The 18,772-nt window shown below is 72.5% G+C and carries 19 protein-coding genes and 1 pseudogene; 6 read left to right on the forward strand and 14 right to left on the reverse strand.

Annotation, left to right across the window (positions count from 1 at the left end; translation table 11 throughout):
* Window positions 1–120: 120 nt before the first annotated feature.
* From ABZ919_RS05410 to pqqA, 5 genes are read right to left on the reverse strand one after another with little or no spacing between them, the layout of a single operon-like run.
* Entirely contained in the window at window positions 121–1,332 is a 1,212-nt protein-coding gene (locus ABZ919_RS05410; RefSeq protein ID WP_361243073.1) for a glycoside hydrolase family 88 protein, read from the reverse strand.
* Complete coding sequence (gene pqqE / locus ABZ919_RS05415) at window positions 1,329–2,411, reverse strand: pyrroloquinoline quinone biosynthesis protein PqqE (RefSeq protein ID WP_361243074.1); 1,083 nt, start codon at window positions 2,409–2,411, stop codon at window positions 1,329–1,331. The genes ABZ919_RS05410 and pqqE overlap by 4 nt, the downstream gene beginning before the upstream one ends.
* Window positions 2,408–2,689 carry a pyrroloquinoline quinone biosynthesis peptide chaperone PqqD gene (gene pqqD, locus ABZ919_RS05420; RefSeq protein WP_361243076.1) on the reverse strand — a complete coding sequence of 94 codons (282 nt, stop codon included), beginning with the start codon at window positions 2,687–2,689 and terminating at the stop codon, window positions 2,408–2,410. Before pqqD ends, pqqE begins: the two co-directional genes overlap by 4 nt.
* On the reverse strand, window positions 2,686–3,402 hold the full coding sequence (gene pqqC, locus ABZ919_RS05425) for a pyrroloquinoline-quinone synthase PqqC (protein ID WP_361243078.1): 717 nt from the start codon (window positions 3,400–3,402) through the stop codon (window positions 2,686–2,688). Before pqqC ends, pqqD begins: the two co-directional genes overlap by 4 nt.
* Window positions 3,399–3,566: a pyrroloquinoline quinone precursor peptide PqqA gene (gene pqqA / locus ABZ919_RS05430; protein WP_361243510.1), complete on the reverse strand. Its 168-nt coding sequence runs from the start codon at window positions 3,564–3,566 to the stop codon at window positions 3,399–3,401. Before pqqA ends, pqqC begins: the two co-directional genes overlap by 4 nt.
* Window positions 3,567–3,883: 317 nt before the next feature.
* On the opposite strand from pqqA, the gene ABZ919_RS05435 reads away from it, so the two are divergent.
* Window positions 3,884–4,720 carry an aldo/keto reductase gene (locus tag ABZ919_RS05435; RefSeq protein ID WP_361243080.1) on the forward strand — a complete coding sequence of 279 codons (837 nt, stop codon included), beginning with the start codon at window positions 3,884–3,886 and terminating at the stop codon, window positions 4,718–4,720.
* A gap of 205 nt (window positions 4,721–4,925) precedes the next feature.
* Here ABZ919_RS05435 and ABZ919_RS05440 read toward each other — a convergent pair whose 3' ends face one another.
* Window positions 4,926–5,537 carry a hypothetical protein gene (locus tag ABZ919_RS05440; protein ID WP_361243082.1) on the reverse strand — a complete coding sequence of 204 codons (612 nt, stop codon included), beginning with the start codon at window positions 5,535–5,537 and terminating at the stop codon, window positions 4,926–4,928.
* A 213-nt stretch (window positions 5,538–5,750) separates the two neighbouring features.
* Between ABZ919_RS05440 and ABZ919_RS05445 the strand changes: the two genes are divergently transcribed.
* The gene (locus ABZ919_RS05445) at window positions 5,751–6,461 is read left to right on the forward strand and encodes a glycoside hydrolase family 75 protein (RefSeq protein WP_361243084.1); all 711 of its coding nucleotides are present in this window, start codon (window positions 5,751–5,753) and stop codon (window positions 6,459–6,461) included.
* A 287-nt stretch (window positions 6,462–6,748) separates the two neighbouring features.
* On the opposite strand, the gene ABZ919_RS05450 is transcribed toward ABZ919_RS05445, so the two are convergent.
* Window positions 6,749–7,639 (reverse strand): class I SAM-dependent methyltransferase, encoded by an 891-nt coding sequence (locus tag ABZ919_RS05450; RefSeq protein ID WP_361243086.1) that lies wholly within the window; start codon window positions 7,637–7,639, stop codon window positions 6,749–6,751.
* Between the two features lie 147 nt (window positions 7,640–7,786).
* Between ABZ919_RS05450 and ABZ919_RS05455 the strand changes: the two genes are divergently transcribed.
* Window positions 7,787–8,560, forward strand: a complete 774-nt coding sequence (locus ABZ919_RS05455; RefSeq protein WP_361243088.1) for a phytanoyl-CoA dioxygenase family protein — start codon at window positions 7,787–7,789, stop codon at window positions 8,558–8,560.
* 100 nt (window positions 8,561–8,660) lie between these two features.
* On the opposite strand, the gene ABZ919_RS05460 is transcribed toward ABZ919_RS05455, so the two are convergent.
* The 3 genes and pseudogenes from ABZ919_RS05460 to ABZ919_RS05470 form a co-directional block, all read right to left on the reverse strand.
* Complete coding sequence (locus tag ABZ919_RS05460; protein ID WP_361243090.1) at window positions 8,661–9,410, reverse strand: class I SAM-dependent methyltransferase; 750 nt, start codon at window positions 9,408–9,410, stop codon at window positions 8,661–8,663.
* Between the two features lie 5 nt (window positions 9,411–9,415).
* The gene (locus tag ABZ919_RS05465; protein ID WP_361243092.1) at window positions 9,416–9,721 is read right to left on the reverse strand and encodes a 4a-hydroxytetrahydrobiopterin dehydratase; all 306 of its coding nucleotides are present in this window, start codon (window positions 9,719–9,721) and stop codon (window positions 9,416–9,418) included.
* Between the two features lie 243 nt (window positions 9,722–9,964).
* Window positions 9,965–10,421 (reverse strand): annotated as a pseudogene (locus ABZ919_RS05470) (ADP-ribosylglycohydrolase family protein); the annotation flags it as partial.
* Between the two features lie 113 nt (window positions 10,422–10,534).
* Here ABZ919_RS05470 and ABZ919_RS05475 point away from each other — a divergent pair.
* The 3 genes from ABZ919_RS05475 to ABZ919_RS05485 all read left to right on the forward strand — a co-directional run bounded on the left by ABZ919_RS05475 (window position 10,535) and on the right by ABZ919_RS05485 (window position 13,184).
* Window positions 10,535–11,368, forward strand: a complete 834-nt coding sequence (locus tag ABZ919_RS05475; RefSeq protein ID WP_361243094.1) for a helix-turn-helix transcriptional regulator — start codon at window positions 10,535–10,537, stop codon at window positions 11,366–11,368.
* 97 nt (window positions 11,369–11,465) lie between these two features.
* Window positions 11,466–12,329 carry a helix-turn-helix transcriptional regulator gene (locus tag ABZ919_RS05480; RefSeq protein WP_361243096.1) on the forward strand — a complete coding sequence of 288 codons (864 nt, stop codon included), beginning with the start codon at window positions 11,466–11,468 and terminating at the stop codon, window positions 12,327–12,329.
* A gap of 45 nt (window positions 12,330–12,374) precedes the next feature.
* On the forward strand, window positions 12,375–13,184 hold the full coding sequence (locus ABZ919_RS05485; RefSeq protein ID WP_361243098.1) for an SAM-dependent methyltransferase: 810 nt from the start codon (window positions 12,375–12,377) through the stop codon (window positions 13,182–13,184).
* Window positions 13,185–13,367: 183 nt separating this feature from the next.
* Here the strand turns inward: ABZ919_RS05485 and dnaK are convergent, their stop codons facing one another.
* The 4 genes from dnaK to ABZ919_RS05505 form a co-directional block, all read right to left on the reverse strand.
* On the reverse strand, window positions 13,368–15,239 hold the full coding sequence (gene dnaK, locus ABZ919_RS05490; protein ID WP_361243100.1) for a molecular chaperone DnaK: 1,872 nt from the start codon (window positions 15,237–15,239) through the stop codon (window positions 13,368–13,370).
* Window positions 15,240–15,376: 137 nt separating this feature from the next.
* Complete coding sequence (locus tag ABZ919_RS05495) at window positions 15,377–15,802, reverse strand: OsmC family protein (RefSeq protein WP_361243102.1); 426 nt, start codon at window positions 15,800–15,802, stop codon at window positions 15,377–15,379.
* A gap of 91 nt (window positions 15,803–15,893) precedes the next feature.
* Window positions 15,894–17,687 carry a hypothetical protein gene (locus tag ABZ919_RS05500; RefSeq protein WP_361243104.1) on the reverse strand — a complete coding sequence of 598 codons (1,794 nt, stop codon included), beginning with the start codon at window positions 17,685–17,687 and terminating at the stop codon, window positions 15,894–15,896.
* Window positions 17,684–18,745, reverse strand: coding sequence for a MoxR family ATPase (locus ABZ919_RS05505; RefSeq protein WP_361243106.1), 1,062 nt, complete (start codon window positions 18,743–18,745; stop codon window positions 17,684–17,686). The genes ABZ919_RS05500 and ABZ919_RS05505 overlap by 4 nt, the downstream gene beginning before the upstream one ends.
* Between the last annotated feature and the right edge of the window lie 27 nt (window positions 18,746–18,772).

The following is an 18,772-nucleotide window of genomic DNA, read 5'->3' on the forward strand; positions in this document are numbered from 1 at the left end:
TGGGGCAGCAGCAGGGGGTGTCGTGCGGTGCGGGGGGTCGTCGTCTCGGGCGTGCGGAGCCCGTCGGAGCGGGACGGCAACGCTGGACGTGTTCATGACAGCGCAGGGCGACGGACGTGCTCATGGCGTCGCATCGCCTCGCAGTTGCTCGTTCATGATCAGGAAGGCCCCGAGCCCGTGGAAGTCGTTGGTGGCCCGGGTGCGGCCGACGTAGTAGGCGTAGTCGCCGACGTTGGTGCCGACGGAGATGCCGGCGAGGTCGGTACGGCCGTCGGGGCCGACCGACAGCCGGGCCAGCACGCCCTGGTACCCGCGCCGGGCGACGGCCTCGAAGCGCGGGTCGAGATAGCCCTGTTGGACCCCCCTGGAGAGGGCGTAGGTGAACATGCCGGAGCAGGAGGTCTCGGTCCAGTCGTCCGGCCGGTCGCCCTTGTCGATCACCTGGAACCAGCGCCCGGAGGCCGAGTCCTGGTATTTCTCCAGCGCGGAGGCCAACGTCCGCAGCACTCCCAGCAGCTGGGGCCGCCGTGGCTGGTCCGCGGGGACCGCGTCGAGGACGTTCACCAGCGCCATGGCGTACCAGCCGACGGCACGGCACCAGTGCTCGGGCGCGAGCCCGGTGGTCGCATCCGCCCAGCTCGCCGACCTCGACTCGTCGTAGGCGTGCCGCAGCAGGCCGTTCGCCACCTGCAGATGGCTGCCGTAGACGGCCAGCTGCCGGGTGGCCTCGTCGTTCGTGTACGCGCTGTCGCCGAACTCCTTGCCGTACTCGACCAGGAACGGATTCACCATGTAGGCGCCGTCCGCCCACAGCTGGTGCGCCCGGCTGCTGGTGTCGGCGTGCCAGAAGCCCCCGTCGGAGGTGCGCGGATAGGCCCTCAGCCGGTCGCGGATCTTCTGGGCGGCCTTGCGGTAGCGGTCCTGGCCGGTCTCGTGGTGCAGGATCACCAGCAGCCGGCCCGCCAGCATGCTGTCTAGGCTGTCGAAGGACTGGCCGACGGTGCCGTCGCTGTGCACGAACCGGTCGACGTAGGCCTTGAGGTAGGCGAGCAGGCGCGGGTCGTGGGTGCGCCGGTAGACGAGGTACTGGCCGTAGAGGTACAGCCCCACCGGATACGACCAGCCGCCGAGGGAGGCCGGCGTGTAGCGCGCCATGGTGGAGTCGACGACGGCCGTGGACCAGTCACGGACGGCGGCCGGCCGGGGCGCGCGGTCCGGGGCGGTGCGCCCGGGGGCGGCGCTCGCCGGGGATACGGCGGCGGGCAGCGCGGCCAGGACGGCGGTGGCGAGCGCGGCGGCGGTCAGCGCGGCCCGCAGGCGTCGGCGTCTCATGGTGCTCCTTCGCGGTAGGCGTACGCCGGTGGGTGAAAGGCGTCGGCGGCGCCGCGCACCAGGGCGTCGACCAGGTGGCGGTCCGGGGCGTGCCGGCAGGCGGGGTCGGTGCGGGCGGCATCGCCGGTCAGCGCGTGGGCCTGACAGCGGCAGCCGCCGTGATCGATCCCGCGCAGGGCGCAGCCGCGGCACGGATCGGGCATCCAGCCCTCGCCCCGGAAGGCGTTGAAGGCCGGTGACTCCCGCCAGACCCAGGCGAGATCGCGGGTCCGCACGTTCGGCGGGTCCAGGCCGGGCAGGGTGCCGGCCGCCGGGCACGGCAGCACGGTGCCGTCCGGGGCGACGGTGAGCGAGACGGCACCCCAGCCGCCCATGCAGGGTTTGGCGGTGGCGTCCAGGAGATCGGGTGCCACCCACACCAACTCCGGCGCGCCGTCCAGCCGTTCACGCCACCGGGCCACCCGGGTGCGGGCCCGCTCGACCTGGGCGGGCGTGGGCAGCAGCGCGGCGTGGTTGCGGGCCGCCCATCCGTGGTACTGGGTGTTGGCCAGCTCGATCCGGTCGGCACCCCAGTCGAGCGCGAGCCGGACCAGGCCGTCGAGGTCGTCCAGATTGCCGCGGTGCAGGACGACGTTCAGCCCCAGGGGCAGCCCTGCCTCACGGACGAGCCGGGCGGCGCGTTCCTTCGCCGCGAACGACCGCGCCCCCGCGATGCGTTCGGCGGTGGCGCCGTCCGTGTGCTGCACCGACAGCTGCACGCTGCGCAGCCCGGCGCCGGTCAGCTCGGTCAGCCGGCGTTCGCCGAGCCCCACCCCGCTGGTGACCAGCTGGGTGTACAGGCCCGCGCCGACGGCGGCGGCCACCAGGTCGGGCAGGTCGCGCCGCAGCAGCGGTTCGCCTCCGGACAGATGGGTGTGGACGACACCGAGGGCGCCCGCCTGCCGGAACACCTCCGACCACTCGTCCGTGGACAACTCCGCGGAGCGGGCCGCCGGCTCGACGGGGTTGGAGCAGTAGCCGCAGCGCAGCGGGCAGGCGTGGGTGAGCTCGGCGAGCAGGGCCCAGGGCGGATCGGTCATCTCAGCCAGCCCTCCTTCCGTAACCGGTCGAGGAATTCCGGGACTTCCGCGGTGACGGGCGCGGCGGGGTGGCGTACGGCCAGCTCGGTGACGATCGCCGCCACGTCCCGGACGCCGTCGCACAGCCGCAGCACAGCGCCGGCACCGCCGTCGAGGACCACGACCCGCTCCGGCAGCAGCAACAGATCGGCGTCCCGCACCGGGTCGTGCCGCAGCACCGCACCGCGGGCGAGGACGGGGCGCCATGGTGGGGCGGGCGGTGCGGGCGCCGCCGTCATGCCCCACTCCGGTCCACCGCGTCCAGCAGGGCCCAGAGCACCTCGCACTTGAACTCCAATGCCGCGACGGCCCGTTGCTGCGCCTCCGGGGTGCGGGCCCGGGCCAGAACCAGGGCGAGGGCCTGCTCGGCGTCCCGGGCGCCCTGGGTGACGCGGGTGCGGAAGTAGGCGAGGCCGGCCGGGTCGATCCACGGGTAGTGGCGTTCGAAGGCGGCGATGCGGGTGCGCATCAGATCCGGGGCCGACATCTCGGTGAGCGAGGCCGCGACGGCGTCGAGGACCGGGCGCCGCCGGCAGAAGGTGACGTACCCCTCCACCGCGAACCGCACCCCGGGCGGCACCCGGGAGGCGTCCCACAGCTCCTCCCGGGCCAGGCCCGCCGCCTCGCCGAGCCGCAGCCAGCGGTCGATACCGCCCCCCGCATCGTCGGTACCGTCCTGGTCGTGCATGCGGCGCAACCAGGCGCGGCGCTCCTCGGGCCGGTCGAACTTCGCGAGGATCAGCGCGTCCTTGACGGGAATGTGCCGCTGGTAGTGGAAACGGGCGGCGATCCAGCGGCGCAGTTCGGCGGGGGTCAGTTCGCCGCGGTGCATCCGCTGGTTGAAGGGGTGCCGGTCGTGGTAGCGGGTCTCGGTGACCGCGCGCAGCCGCTCGGTGAAGTCGGCGGCCGGCCAGGCGGCACGAGCGTCGAGGTCGGATGGTGCCGCGGTCATGCGGCCGGGGGCGGCTCGGGCGGACGGCGGTCGGCGAGCGCGTACGCGGTCACTTCCAGCGCGGTCTCCACGATGTGGTAGCCAGGGCTTTGCCAGACCTTTTCATCCGATGTCTCGGGGTCGGCGCGGTGCATCAGGGCAGACGGAGGCAGGCTCTCGCTCATGCGTGCGTACTCGCTTTCCTGAGGGTGGGGGATCTCGGAAGGGAGCCGTGGAGAAGACAGCGGCCGTGGTCAGGGCCGGTTCACATGCTTGCACCGGGTTCAGTGACGCGTCCGGTGGCGCGATACAGAGTCGCGGGACGAGGGGCTCCGGTCAATGGTCCGGACCGAAAACGTCGGATGCGTTTCCGGCCAATCTGCCCACAAGGCACTGACTGACGGGTCAGTCCAAACGGATTTCGCGGTCAGGAATGCATCGGGCCGCGTGATCGTTGACGATGGGAGTACCACCTGTCGACAACCGAAGGATCAAGAGGCTCGTGAGCAGCAAGGTCCCCCCGATCATCCTCAACAACGGCGTCGAGATGCCCCAGCTGGGCTTCGGCGTCTGGCAGGTGCCGGACGACGAGGCCGAGCGGGCCGTCGCCACGGCGCTGGAGGCCGGGTACCGCAGCATCGACACCGCGGCCATCTACGGCAACGAAGAGGGCACCGGCAAGGCCATCGCCGCCTCCGGTCTGCCCCGTGAGGACGTCTTCGTCACCACCAAGCTCTGGAACAGCGACCACGGGTACGACTCCACGCTGCGCGCCTTCGACGCGTCGCTTGGGAAGCTGGGTCTCGACTACGTCGACCTGTACCTGATCCACTGGCCGGTCCCGTCCCGCGACACCTACGTGGACAGCTACAAGGCGTTCGAGAAGCTGCTCGCCGACGGCCGGGTCCGCGCGATCGGCGTGTCCAACTTCCTTCCCCAGCACCTCCGGCGGCTGATCTCGGAGACGTCCGTCATTCCGGCCGTCGACCAGATCGAGCTGCACCCGCACCTGCAGCAGCACGCCGCCCGCGAGTTCCTCGCCGAGCAGGGCATCGCGACCGAGGCCTGGTCGCCGCTGGGCCAGGGCAAGGGCCTGCTGGAGGTGCCGGCGATCGTCGCGATCGCGCAGAAGCACGGTCGTACGCCGGCCCAGGTCGTGCTGCGCTGGCACGTCCAGCTCGGCAACATCGTGATTCCGAAGTCCGTGACGCCCTCCCGGATCAAGGAGAACATCGAGGTCTTCGACTTCAGCCTGGACGACGAGGACCTCGCGGCGATCAGCGCGCTCAACGAGGACCGCCGCCTGGGCCCCGACCCGGCCACCTTCGACATGGCCTGACACCCACCGCGCACCGCGGCCGTACGCCCCGCCCGCACAGCGGGGCGCACGGCCGTGCGCCGTTTCCGCGCCCGGCCCCCGCTGTCGGACCGCCCCGCTGCCGGTCCACCCCGCCGTCGGCCGCGCTCCCGCCGGCCCGGCCGCCGCGCGGGCGCGCGGCCCGGCGCCGGGAGCCGCGCTCGGCCGGCCCTCTGTGCCGCTGCGCTCAGTCGCCCCGTACGTCCGCGTGGACGACCTCGAACTCCTCCAGGGCGACCACGGTGACGTGTGCCTTCGTCGTGCCCTCGAGCCGGATGGCGGCCTGGCCGCCCCGGGTCGCGGCGAGGGAGACGGAGTCGGCGAAGAGGACACCGGTCATACCGCGGCCGCCTTCGCGGTCCAGGAAGAGGGCCGCACCGGCGAATCCGGGCAGGACCTCCAGGCGGGGCAGCACGCCGGCGTGGAAGGTGTCGGCGGCCAGATCCGCGTCCGCCGGGTCGAACTCGATCCGGGTGACCCGCAGCCCTCCCCCGGTGACGGGCCGGTGGACGCGATGGAAGACGGCGGCCTCGTAGTTCTCGACCGCGACCGTCCCGGCGAAGGGCTGCAGCAGCTCCGGCCGCCGTACGCTCATCACCTCGTCGCTGTTGCGGCGCGCGTCCGCGGACTCCCACCAGCTGACCGTGAGCAGCTTGCCGAGGTCACGGTCGACGAAGACGCCCGCGCCGCGGTAGCCGGGCCGTTCCTCCAGCAGGTCGTGCCCGCGGGTGTTCAACGCTCCGACGGCCGTGCCCAGCCGCGCCGGATCCCCCGTGGCGTACACCGTGCGTACGAACATGCACCTCGCCTCCCGATGCCGTGACCCGGTTGGGCGACGGCGGCAGACGTACCCGGACAATTCGCTTATTTTCAGTCTTGCCAAGGTCACAAATCAGCGCAATACGCCCAGGTTTCAACCACCGGCAACTCAAGACTTGACGAGGACATGCACATGGGTCCACGGTGTACGGCACCTGGTAAGGAAACTTTCCTAACAGAAGGGCCCCCCACCGTGCGCCTTCGAACCCTGACCCTTGCCGCGGCCTCCGGAGCCGCCCTACTCGCCGCCGGTGTCCTGCCCGCACACGCGTCGTCCCCCGGCGCCGCGGCGCGAACCGCCCCGGACTCCGCCCAGGAGGGCTCGGTCAGCGCGGCCGACCTGCTCGCCAAGGTGAAGACGTGTTCCCAGATATCGAACGGCAAGTACAAGACGGACGACGAGACGTCGGCCACGGTGCCGGTGTGCGGCAAGAACGGCGCGGTGTTCTGGAAGGCCGACATGGACGTCGACTGCGACGGCCAGCGCACCACCAACTGCAACGAGAACCGTGACCCCTGGTACCAGGACGACACCGCCTTCCACCAGTCCGACGGCAAGCCCCTGAAGGCGGAGTCGCTCCCCTACGTGGTGGTCCCGAGCTCCAGCAGCATCTGGAACTACTCCAGCGCCGGCATCAAGGGCGGCGGCGTGGTCGCGGTCATCTACAACAACAAGGTGGAGTACGCCGTCGTCGGCGACACCGGACCCACGAAGATCATCGGTGAGGCCTCGTACGCCACCGCGAAGGCACTCGGCATCGACCCCGACCCCAAGACCGGCGGGGTCGACTCCGGCGTGACCTACATCCTGTTCAAGAACTCCAAGGCCTCGCCCATCGAGAGCCACAGCGCCGCCGTCTCTCTCGGGGACCGGCTGGCCGAGCAGTTCCTCGCAGACAACTGACCTGCGGCGTACGTCGGTCGGGCTGACTCAGCGGGCGTACGACCAGGGTGTTGGCGCCGGCCTCGGCCGGCTGCCGGATCGCCCGGACCTCCGGTCGGCCACCTGCCGTCGGTCAGCAGGACGGTGACAGCGGCTCGGCAAAGGCCCGGACGAGCAGGGCCGGGCCGAGGCCGTAGGCCGGCGCCCGGTCCCGCCGGCCGGGTCGCCTTCGGTGACGGTGTCGTGGTGGCGGAGCCCGCGTCGGCGAGCCGGGTGACGGCGGCGCCGACGTGTCCGCCCCGGTCCGCTCAGACCGGCCGTACGGCCCGGTGCACCGTGTGCGCCGTCAGCACGAACACGTCGGGACGCCGGTGGACGCTGCCGGGATCGGTGGGATCGAGGAGGCGGTCGAGCATGGCGCGGTCGCCGGCGTCCAGGGCGTCGGCGTGGACGTCCCGGGCGCGGGTCAGCGCACCGACGACGAACGCGCGCGCCCGGTCCGGTATCGGAGCGGGGATGTCCAGGAGGAAGCTGCGGGTTCCCGTGTGCTTCAGACCGGCCGCGGTCAGCAGGGCGGCCCAGTCCTCGGTCTCGGCGACCGCGCCGGGCAGCTCGGCGCGCATCCGGGCGAACCGCTCCTCCTGCACCACGTCGAGGCGCGCCGGCAGTCCCGGACGGCCGAAACCGACGTCACGGGGCAGACAGCGGACGGGCAGACCACCCTCCAGGACGGCCAGCGTGCCGCCGGGGGCGAGCCGGGCGGCGAACGCGGCGAGCGCGGCCCGCTGGTCGCCGAGGTGGTGCAGGCTGCGGCTGGCCCACAACAGGTCTGCGGAGCCGTCCAACTCGGACAGGGATTCGGGCAGTTCACCGGATATGGTGCCGAAGCGGTCGGCGACGCCCTGGCGGGCGGCCCGGGCCCGCGCACGCTCCAGAAGCGGTGCGGAGCCGTCGGCGGCGACCACCCGGGCGCCGGGAAACCTCTCCGCCATCAGGCAGGCGATCACCCCCGGCCCACTGCCCGCGTCCACGACCAGTCCGGGTGCGGTCACGTCCTCGCCCAACCAGTCCAGGGCACGCGCGTACGCCGGGGCGAACACCTCGGCCTCCGCCTCCAGCAGCGCCAGCATCGCGGCCCAGTCGATGTCGCCGCCGTGGGTGTGACCGTGCCCGTGGCGGGCCTCGTGGTCGTGTGCCATGTCGATCTGCCTCTCGCTCGGATGCGGTCAGCCTGCTTCGGCGGCCCGGGAGTTGCCAGCCTCGTTGCCGATGCCGCAAAAAAGGGCACCGGGCGGCAGACGAAATCAGATGCGCCCGGGCGGGCACGGCGCGAACAATGGGGCTCCGTGGACGACGAACTGGTACAGCGCTTCCTCACCGACGGCTTCGTGAAGATCGAGGGTGCCTTCCCGCGCCGGGTCGCCGCGGACTGCGCACGCCTGCTGTGGCGGGAGACCGGATACGACCCCGACGACCCCGGCACCTGGAAGGAGCCGGTGGTGCGGGTGGAGGGCATGGCGCAGGGGCCGTTCGCGGCGGCCGCCAACTCCCCCGCCCTGCACGCGGCCTACGACCTACTCGTCGGCGAGGGCCGGTGGGAGCCGCGGTATTCCCTGGGGACCTTTCCGCTGCGGTTCCCGCACCCGGTCGAGCCGGACGACGCGGGCTGGCACATCGAAGGCAGCTATCTCCCCGACGGCGAGCACTGGTACTTCGCCGACCTGCGCTCCAGGGACCGCGCGCTGCTGATGCTGTTCCTGTTCAGCGAGGTGACCGAGGAGGACGCCCCGACGCGGATCAGGGTCGGCTCGCACCTGGACGTGCCGCCGCTGCTGGAGCCGTACGGCGAGGCCGGGGCGTCCATCCTGGAGCTCGGCCCCCCATTGGACCGGGCCACGGCCCACCGCCCGCTCGCCCACGCCACCGGCCGCCCCGGTGACGTCTATCTCTGCCACCCGTTCCTGGTGCACGCGGCCCAGCCGCACCACGGGACGCGCCCCCGCTTCATGGCACAGCCGCCGCTGTGTCCGGCGGTGCCGTACGAACTGCGGCGGCCCGACGGGGCGTACTCGCCGGTGGAGCGCGCGATCCGCCGGGGTCTGCACCTCGAGGAGGACTGACCCCTACGGACGCGCGGACACGCGGACGGGTGCGGTGTCCGCGCCCCGGCGTGACGGTCCGTTCCGGGTGGCCCCCACCGGACACGGGGCAGACCGGTCGTCACCCCTCGGCCGTCTTCCGGAACGCGCGCACGGTGAACACCGGGTCCGGGCGGGGCCGGTCCTGGTCCCGGAGGCGGGACAGGCGCGCGGCGAACTCCTCGGTGCGCGGCTCGCCCGGAGGCAGCAGGGTGAACCAGCCGCGGCGCAGATCGGCGATGGTGGCGCGGGGGCTGCGGCCCTGGCCGACGCCGGGGAACGCGGTGGCGCCGGCCGGCCGCAGCCCGTACCGCGCGGCGTGCGCGGTGACGGTGGCGGCGGAGTCCTGGGCGGCGCGGCGCGGTCGGGAGGCGAGGACGGCGTCGATGTCGCTGCCGACGTCGTGCGCCGCGGCCTTGTCGACGGTGGTGACGTAGACACCGCCGGGCCTCAGCACCCGGGCGCACTCGGCCACCATCGCGCGGACGTCGTCGGGGTCGTCCGGCAGGTGCAGCAGCCAGATGCTGGTGACCGCGTGGAAGGTGCCGGTGCGAAAGGGCAGGCGGCGGCTGTCGGCCCGGACGATCGCGCCCGGCAGCCGCGCGCCCGCCCTGTGGACCATCGCGGCGGTGAGGTCGGCGCCCGTGACCCGCAGAGCGGGCCGGGCGGCGGCCAGCCGCCGGGTGACGATCCCGGTGCCGCAGGCCACGTCGAGGAGCCGGCCACGTCTGTCGGGTATCAGGCTGAGCACCGCCCGGGTGGCCGCTGCGGCGCGAGCCTCGCCGCCCCGGGACGCGTCGTAGGCCCCGGCTTCCTCGTCGTAGTCGAGCACGTCCCTCAGTGTGCGCCGTGACCTGGGGCGATGTCCTCCACCCTGCGGGCGAGCGCGAAGTCCTTCTCGGTGACGGCGCCTCCGGCGCTGTGTGTGTGGACGGTGAGCGCGACGGTGTTGTAGCCGAGGGTGAGGTCGGAGTGGTGGTTCAGCTCGTCCTGGACGGCGGCGATGTGCATGACCAGCGCGGCGGCCGCGACATGGGAGCCGAGGCGGTAGGAACGGGTGAGCCGGCCGGTGTCCAGCGACCAGCCGGGCAGTTCGGCGAGCCGGTCCTCGATCTCCTTCTGCGACAGCGGTTCGACGGCCATGGCCGGGTCTCCCTTCGGGTCGGCGGGACGGCGGGGTACGGGTTCAGACTGCCACGCCGGCCGTATGCGTACTCCATGCGTCAGCCGTGTGCACTCCGCCGTGTCAACCGCCCACGCACTTCACGGCGTCGACCGCCCGCGCACTTCTCGGCGTCAACCGCCTGCGATCCCCGCGGCGTCGGCCCGCACACTCCACGGCACAGTCCCCGCGCCCCGAAGCGCCGGCCCGCACACTCCACCGCGTCAGCCCGCACACCCCACAGCGTCGGCCCGCACACTCCACGGCACAGTCCCCGCACTCCACGGCGTCAGGCACCGCACTCCGCCTCCAGGGTCGTCGGCGAGTGCGGCGATCCGGTGCCGGCCCTCGACCCGGGCCACCCCGGCGTGCGGCAGGCCCGTGTCGCCGTAGAGCGCGCCGAGCAGGTTGCCGCAGATCGAGCCGGTGGAGTCGCTGTCGCCCGAGTGGTTGACGGCCAGCAGCAGCGCCCGCTCGGCTCGGGGCTCGGCGAGGGCGCAGTAGACGCCCGATGGCGAGGGCCTCCTCGGCGACCCAGCCGGCGCCGAGCGACTCCGCGTTCTCCGCCGCCGGCGTGGCGTCGGCGGCGAGATCCCGGGCGGCACGCAGGGCGGCCGCGGTCTCCGCGTGGCCGCGGTACCGCTCCAGCAGCCGCAGCGTGCGCAGCACCGCGCCCTCCAGCTGAGGAGGCACCCGCGGACCCGGCTCCGGTGGACCGCCGCCGCCTGAAGGGAGGGCGTCCGCCACGGCTCGTTCGTGCGCAACCCGCCAACTCCTCGGCTACGGTCGGTCGTATGACCATAGTCGCCTCCGGTCCCTCCGCGTCCGCCACCGCTCCCGCCGTCCCCGGCAAGGGCGTCGGCCCGCTGCTGCGCGCCTGGCGGGAGCGGCGCCGGGTCTCCCAGCTGGAGCTCGCGCTGCGCGCCGACTCCTCGGCCCGGCACATCAGTTTCATCGAGACCGGCCGCTCCCGTCCCAGTGAGGAGATGGTGCTGCGGCTCGCCGAGCACCTCGACGTGCCGGTACGCGAGCGCAACTCCCTGCTGCTGGCCGCCGGTTACGCCCCGCACTACCCGGAGACCCCGCTCGACGACCCGGCACTGGACGCCCTGCGCGACGGCATGGAACGCCTGATCCAGGGCTACGAGCCGTATCCGGCGCTGGTCGTCGACGCCGGTTACACGGTCGTCGCGGCGAACCGGGGCATCGCGATGCTGCTGGACGGCGTGCCGGAGAAACTGCTGTCGCCGCCGAATGCGATGCGGCTGACCCTGCATCCGCAAGGGCTGGCGCCGCGCATCCGCAATCTGCCCGAGTGGCGCGGACACCTGCTGGCGCAGATGGAACGGCAGATCGCCCTGCAGCGCTCGGACCGGCTGCGCGCCCTGTACGAGGAGGTGGCCGCCTATCCGGTGCCGGAGGAGGCTCGGGACGGCGAACCGGCCGAGCCGGTCGCGTACTTCGCGCTGCCGCTGCGCATCGAGCACGACGGGCGGATCCTGTCGTTCGTGTCGTCGATCTCCACCTTCAACACGCCGATGGACGTCACGGTCGCCGAACTGGCCATCGAGACCTTCCTGCCGGCGGACCCGGCAACCGCCAAGTACCTGCAGACACAGGGCAGTTGACCGCTCCTCCGGAGGGACCGGACGCCTCGGACCGGTGTGCGAGAGGCGATCACATGGCAGACTGCCCGCGTACTTCGGCGCGCAGGGGAGGCGTGGCGTGAGTGAGCGGCGGGCTGCGCCCACCGTGGGACAGGTGGTCCTCGGTAAACGGTTGCAGGAACTGCGCGAGGCCTCGGGCCTCAGCCGGGAGGAGGCCGCCCGGGTCCTCAGGGTGGCGTCGGCGACCGTACGGCGCATGGAGATGGCCGAGGTCGCGCTGAAGATCCCGTACGTGCAGGTGCTGCTGGACACCTACCAGGTGGCCGAGGAGGAGGCGGCCGCGTTCGTGCGGCTGGCCGAGGAGGCGAACCAGCCGGGCTGGTGGCAGCGGTTCCACGACGTGCTTCCGGACTGGTTCAGCCTGTACGTCAGCCTGGAGGGCGCCGCCCGGATCATCCGCTCCTACGAGCCGCACTTCATCCCGGGCCTGCTGCAGACCGAGGGCTACGCGCGAGCGGTGCTGGAGGCCGGGACGATCGGGCAGACCTCGCCGCAGAGCGTGGAGCGGCATGTGTCGCTGCGCCTGGAACGGCAGCGGCTGCTGGAGCGGGACGACCCGCCCCACCTGTGGGTGATCATGGACGAGACGGTGCTCAGGCGCCCGGTGAGCATGCGCCGCGAGGTGATGCGCGAGCAGCTGGACCGACTGCTCGAGTACGCCGGGCGGGACCGGGTCACACTGCAGCTCGCCGAGTTCGCGGCGGGCCCGCATCCGGGGACGTACGCGCCGTTCACCCTGTTCCGGTTCGCCGAGCCGGAGCTGCCGGACATGGTGTTCACCGAGTACCTGACCGGCGCCCTGTATCTGGACTCCCGCCGCGAGGTGGCCACGCATCTGGAGGTGCTGGACCACATGACGGCGCGCGCCGCGTCGGCCCAGCGCACGCAGACCCTGCTGCGGGAGTTCCGCGCGACCTTGTGACCGCATGTCCTGACCGATGCGACCGACCTCTGGGGGAACAGCCGTATGACCGCATCCGACGCCACGCCCGAGCCCGTCGACACCAGCCGTCCGCATCCCGCCCGGGTGTACGACTGGTGGCTGGGCGGCAAGGACAACTATCCGGTGGACGAGGAGCTGGCCCGGCGGATCCTGGCCGCCGACGGCACGGCCGTGCGCGGGGCGCGCGCCAACCGGCGGTTCATGCACCGGGCCGTGCGGACCGCCGCCGAGGCCGGTGTCCGCCAGTTCCTCGACATCGGCACCGGCATCCCCACCGAGCCCAATCTGCACCAGGTGGCGCAGCAGGCGGCGCCGGAGTCGAAGGTGGTCTACGCGGACAATGACCCGATCGTGCTCCGGCACGCCGAGGCCCTGCTGCAGAGCTCCGCCGAGGGCAGCACGGACTACATCCACGCCGACGTCCGCGATCCCGAGTTCATCCTGCGGCGGGCGGCCGGGTTCCTGGACTTCGACCGCCCGGTCTCCCTGTCCCTGGTCGCGCTCACCCACTACCTGGGTGACCAGGAGGACGACGTGTACGGGCTGGTCGACCGGTACGTCGACGGGCTGGCCCCGGGCAGCTTCCTGATCCTCTCCCAGGTCACCCAGGACCTGAGCCCCGAGGGCGTGGCCAAGGCCGCCGAGCTGTTCCGCCGCAGCGGCACCCCGTTCCACCCCCGCTCCCTGCCCGAGTTCCGCCGCTTCTTCGACGGCCTGGAACTGCTCGGCCCCGGCGTCATCCCGGTGCACGGCTGGCGCCCGGAACCGGTGGACGTGGCGGCCCAGGCGGAGGGAGTCGTGCCGGTGTACGCGGGGGTGGCGGTCAAGCGCTGACCCGGTGCCGGAGCGCCGGGGTTCGTCGGGTGGCTCGGTGCGGTGCCGGAGTGCCTCGCCGCGCACCGCGGGCGGTGGAGGCCGCCCCGGCGGACGACGTCGTGAGACTGCCCGCCCGTAGAGAACCCCGTGGCGCGAGCCGAGGACGGGCAGCCAGACGTGTGGCCGGGAGGGCCTGGGAAGTCAGGCGGCACCTCCCTTGGCGTCCTTGTCGTCGTCCACGATCTCCGCGTCCACCACCCCTTCCGCGTCGTCCGCGTCGGCCGTGCTCCCGCTCTGCTGCGCGGACTCGCCGGAGGGCGAGGAGGCGGCCGCGTACATGGCCTGGCCCATCTTCTGGCTGACGGTGGCGAGCTTCTCCACCCCGGCGCGCAGGGCGGTGGTGTCGGCGTTCTGTTCCAGCAGGGTCTTCAGTTCCGCGGCGGCCGACTCGACCTCGCCGCGTGTGTCGGCCGGGACGCGGTCCTGGTTGTCGCGGAGGAAGTTCTCGGTCTGGTACACGAGTTGCTCGGCCTGGTTGCGGGTCTCGGCGGACTCGCGGCGTTTGCGGTCCTCCTCGGCGTACTGCTCCGCCTCCCGCATCATGCGGTCGATGTCGTCCTTCGGCAGGGCGGAGCCACCGGTGACGGTCATCTTCTGTTCGCGGCCGGTCGCCAGGTCCTTGGCGGAGACGTGCATGATCCCGTTGGCGTCGATGTCGAACGCCACCTCGATCTGCGGGACCCCGCGCGGGGCGGGCGGCAGACCGGTGAGGTCGAAGACGCCGAGCTTCTTGTTGTAGGCGGCGATCTCGCGTTCGCCCTGGTAGACCTGGATGCCGACCGAGGGCTGGTTGTCGGCGGCGGTGGTGAAGATCTCCGAACGACGGGTGGGGATCGTGGTGTTGCGCTCGATCAGCTTGGTCATGATGCCGCCCTTGGTCTCGATCCCCAGGGACAGCGGGGTGACGTCGAGCAGCAGCACGTCCTTGACGTCGCCGCGCAGCACGCCGGCCTGGAGGGCCGCGCCGACGGCGACCACCTCGTCGGGGTTGACGCCCTTGTGCGGGTCCTTGCCGGTGAGGTCGCGGACCAGGTCGGTGACGGCGGGCATCCGGGTGGAGCCGCCGACGAGGATGACGTGGTCGATCGCGGACAGCTGGATCCCGGCGTCCTGGACGGCCTGGTGGAACGGTTTCTTGCAGCGGTCGAGCAGGTCGGAGGTCAGCTCCTGGAACTGCGCCCGCGTCAGCTTCTCGTCCAGGTGCAGCGGACCCTCGGCGGAGGCGGTGATGTAGGGCAGGTTGATGGTCGTCTCCGAGGACGACGACAGTTCGATCTTGGCCTTCTCGGCGGCCTCGCGCAGCCGCTGCACGGCCATCTTGTCGGCGGCGAGGTCGATGCCGTAATTCCCCTTGAACCGCTTCACCAGGTGTTCCACGATCCGCTGGTCCCAGTCGTCGCCGCCGAGGTGGGTGTCGCCGTTGGTGGCCTTCACCTCGATGACGCCGTCGCCGATCTCCAGCAGGGACACGTCGAAGGTGCCGCCGCCGAGGTCGAAGACCAGCACCGTCTGCTCGTCGCCGCGGTCGAGGCCGTAGGCGAGGGCGGCGGCGGTCGGCTCGTTGATGATCCTGAGCACCTTGAGACCCGCGATCTCGCCGGCCTCCTTGGTGGCCTGCCGCTGCGCGTCGTCGAAGTACGCGGGTACGGTGATCACCGCGTCCGTGACGTCCTCGCCGAGGTAGGCCTCCGCGTCCCGCTTCAGTTTCTGCAGCACCCGCGCGGACAGCTCCTGCGCGCGGAAGCGGGCGCCGTCGACCGAGCCCTGATCCGGGAAACGCCAGTTCGCGTCGCCCATGTGCCGCTTCACCGAGCGGGCGGTGCGCTCCACGTTGGTGACGGCCTGCCGTTTGGCGACCTCGCCGACCAGCACCTCTCCGTTCTTCGCGAAGGCCACGACGGACGGTGTGGTCCGCGCACCCTCCGCGTTGGCGACGACGGTGGGCTCGCCGCCCTCCAGGACGGCCACCACCGAGTTCGTCGTCCCGAGATCGATCCCGACCGCACGTGCCATGGTTCGTCCCCTTCCGCCCGGGCGCCTGCCGCACTCCCAGCACATGCCGTGCCTGCGGCGCTGTCAATGCCCGGGTTCCCCGGAACGGCGATGCCGCGCCCCGGGGCGGGACGCGGCATCCGGGGCGGTGGGAGACCTCAGCCCAGCTCGGCCGTCAGCGTGATGGTCGTACCGGCCAGGGCCTGGCTGACCGGGCAGTTCTTCTTGGCCTCCTCGGCGGCCGAGGCGAAACCCTCCGCGTCCAGGCCGGGGACCTGGCCGCGCACGGTGAGATGGATGCCGGTGATGCCCTCGCCCGGCTGGAAGGTCACATCGGCCTTGGTGTCGAGGCGGGTGGGCGGGGTGCCGGCGCCGGCCAGGGCGTGCGAGAGGGCCATGGAGAAGCAGCTGGAGTGAGCACCGGCGATCAGCTCCTCGGGGCTGGTCTTGCCGTTCGCGTCCTGGGAGCGCGAGGCCCAGGTGACCGGCTGGTCGGCGATGCCGGAGGAGTCGAAGGTGACGACGCCGTTGCCCTGGAGAAGGTTGCCTTCCCAGACGGTGTGCGCGGTGCGCGTGGTGGCCACGATGGGTTCCTTTCGCGTGGGGTCCCGTTACGTGCGGCACGTAGGGTCCGGTCACGGGGTTTCCGTACCCCCTATCCGATCACATCCGGGCTCATCGCACTCTGAAGACCGGGCCACGCGGCGTGAACGGCAGGTGACTTCCCTGGGGGATCAGGTAGGCGTGTTCTCGGCGTATCCGCAGCACGTCGCACCAGCCGTCGGTGATCACCAGCACCGGTGCGGCGGACGGGAAGTCCTCGGCGCGGTGCAGCAGGTCGATGCCGGGCTGCAGGACCGTGCCGCCGCGCCCGTGCACCCGTACCCGGCCCGCGATCTCGGTGACGGGAAGATAGCCGGCGTCGTGCGGGGCGGCGTCGCAGAACACCACGCGGGCGGCCGGTACGTCCCTGGCCCCGGCGTAGGAGGCGATCGCGCCGAGCGCCTTGCCGAGCAGGGTGCGGCTCATCGAACCGGAGGTGTCGAGGACCACGCCGAAGGTGCAGCGGGCGACCTCCTCGGGCGGGTAGTACCGTCCCGCGCGCGGGATGCCAGGGGTGGAGGCCTGGCGGCGGGCGGGGCGTGCGAAGGTTCGTACGGGCTCCGGGCGGGGCACGAACTCGTCGAACCAGCGGGCGAGTTGCGCGTCCCAGGGCAGGGGCGGATGGCTGAGCGCCCGGATCTCCTCGACCAGGCCGCCGGGCAGGAACCCGCGCTCCTGCGCCTGGTGCAGGTCCAGGCCGCGGCTGAGGCCGCGGCGGTAGAACTCGTCCAGGTCGACGTAGTGGCCGGGCGGCCCGAGCGGGGCGCCGAGGACGTCGCCGGTGCCCTTGCCGCGCAGGGTGGCCAGACGGCGGACGCGGCGCAGATCGCCGGCGATGCGGTCGTAGACCTCCTCGGCGGACAGGCCGGACAGCTGCGGGTCGTGCAGCAGGCCCTCCGGCAGGGTGCCGACCCGCATCTCGACCAGCCATCCGTTGATCACGTAGTCGCAGGCGACGTTGAACAGGTAGGGGTCGCGGGAGCCGCAGCGGTCGCCGTGGCGGAGGGCGGCGTGCAGCATCTCGTGGGCGAGGATGAACCGCCACTCCTCGTCGTCGTAGGTGCGCAGCGGATTGAGGTAGATCTCGCCCGCCTCCGGGTCGACGGCGGCGACGGCGATGTGGTGGGCGCGGGCGAGCTCGGCGTCGGCGACCAGCTTGATGTCGGCGGCGATGCCGCCGAGCAGCGGATAGGAGGAGACGAACCAGCTCAGGGCCCGCTCCCAGGGGCGCTGCGGGATCCGCGCGCCGTCCAGGGAGTCCCGGCGGCCGCCGGCCACGTCCATCGCGGCGGACACGGTCCGGGTCAGCGCGGTGGCGAAGGCCAGCTGCCGGTCGGGGACCGGGCCCTGCCAGGCGTGCCATTCGGTGAGCACCTGGTCGGGTGCGCCGCCCGCGGTGCCGCAGTGCTCGTAGGCGGGCGGCAGGCCATGGGCCCGCCAGCGCGCGGCGAGCCGCTCCTCGTCCCCGTCGGGGTAGCTCGCGGGCAGGTCCTCGGGGGTGGTGCCGACGGGGAAACCGAGCAGGAAACGGTTGACGACGACACAGCGGGCGGCGAGGTCGTACCGATCGGGCTGTTCGCGCCGGCCCTTGGCGGCCGGTACGTGCCCGAATCCGAGGTGCAGGGCGGCGTGCGCGAGGGTCCAGGCCCAGGCGCCGGGTTCGGCGAGCCGGTCGGGGTGGGCGTGCACGGTGGCGTCGGAGTCGACGACGAGGAGCCCGTCGCGCGGGGCGAACGTGCAGGTCTGGCTGCGGCACACACCGAAGTCGACGGCCGCGAGCGCCGGGTTGGCCCGCACCAGCCGCATCCCCTCGGCGAACGCCTCGCCGGCCAGGTCGCGCTTCTTCTTCGGCGGGGTGCGGCTCACCGCCGGGCCTCCACCAGGCGCGGCATGTCGCGCGCCGCCTCCACCAGGAACCACGAGGGCAGCACGGGGTTGCCGTCGGCATCGGTGGCGATGACGGTCTGGGCGACCTCGACGGAGACCTCGGCGAGCTGCACCAGCAGCGACTTGGCGCGGTGGGCGATCTGCCGGCCGTTCGCCGACATGTGCTCCTTGCTGGCGGGCAGCTCCTTGACCAGCCGGCCGCGGAACGACTCGGCGAGGTAGTACAGCAGGTCGCGGTCCTGCAGCCGGTGCGGCCAGCGGGCGTCGCCCTTGAGAATGGCCTCGATACCGAACCGGCTGCGCACGACCTTGACGTAACCGCAGAACGCGGTGGCGTGCGCGGGCGTGAGCGTGCCGTGCGCGAGCACGGTCAGGGTCGGCTCGTCGAGATCGGGGCCGAAGGAGTGCAGGGCGTCGGAGAGCATGTGCCAGGAGCGGGGCGTGGAGAACGGCTCCTCGGTCTTCGGCGGCTTCGACCACAGGTGGTCGGGCCGGTCGGTGAGGTGATCGAGGACCCACGGGTGGATGCCGTGGGCGGCGGCCCAGGCCAGCCAGTCCGTGGCGCAGACCTCCAGATGGACGTGGGCGAGCCGGTTGACCAGGGCGGAGGCCAGCGGCCGGGCGAGCGCGTTGTCGGTGGCCCGGTTCCCGGCGCCGATGACGATGGAGCCGGCGGGCAGTTCGTAGCTTCCGATGCGGCGGTCGAGGATCAGCGAGTAGAACGCCTTCTGCACGTCCGGGGTGGCCGCGTTCAGCTCGTCCAGGAACAGGCAGTACGGCTCGTCGCGGGCGATGGTCTCCGGCGGGCAGAACACCGACCGTCCGTCGCGGATCTGCGGCACGCCGATCAGGTCCTCGGGCGCGAGCTGCGTACCGAGCAGGCTCACGCACTCGAGGCCCAGGGAGTCGGCGAACTCCCGCACCAGGGACGACTTCCCGACGCCGGGGGCGCCCCAGAGGAACACGGGCCGGACGGTGGCGAGGCCGAGGAGGAGTTCGGGGACGCGGGCGGGGGTGACGGTGACGGCAGCCTGCAACGCTGGGCATCCTTGGGGGTGTTCGAG

It is taken from the genome of Streptomyces sp. NPDC046759 (assembly GCF_040645475.1).
GTDB lineage: Bacteria > Actinomycetota > Actinomycetes > Streptomycetales > Streptomycetaceae > Streptomyces.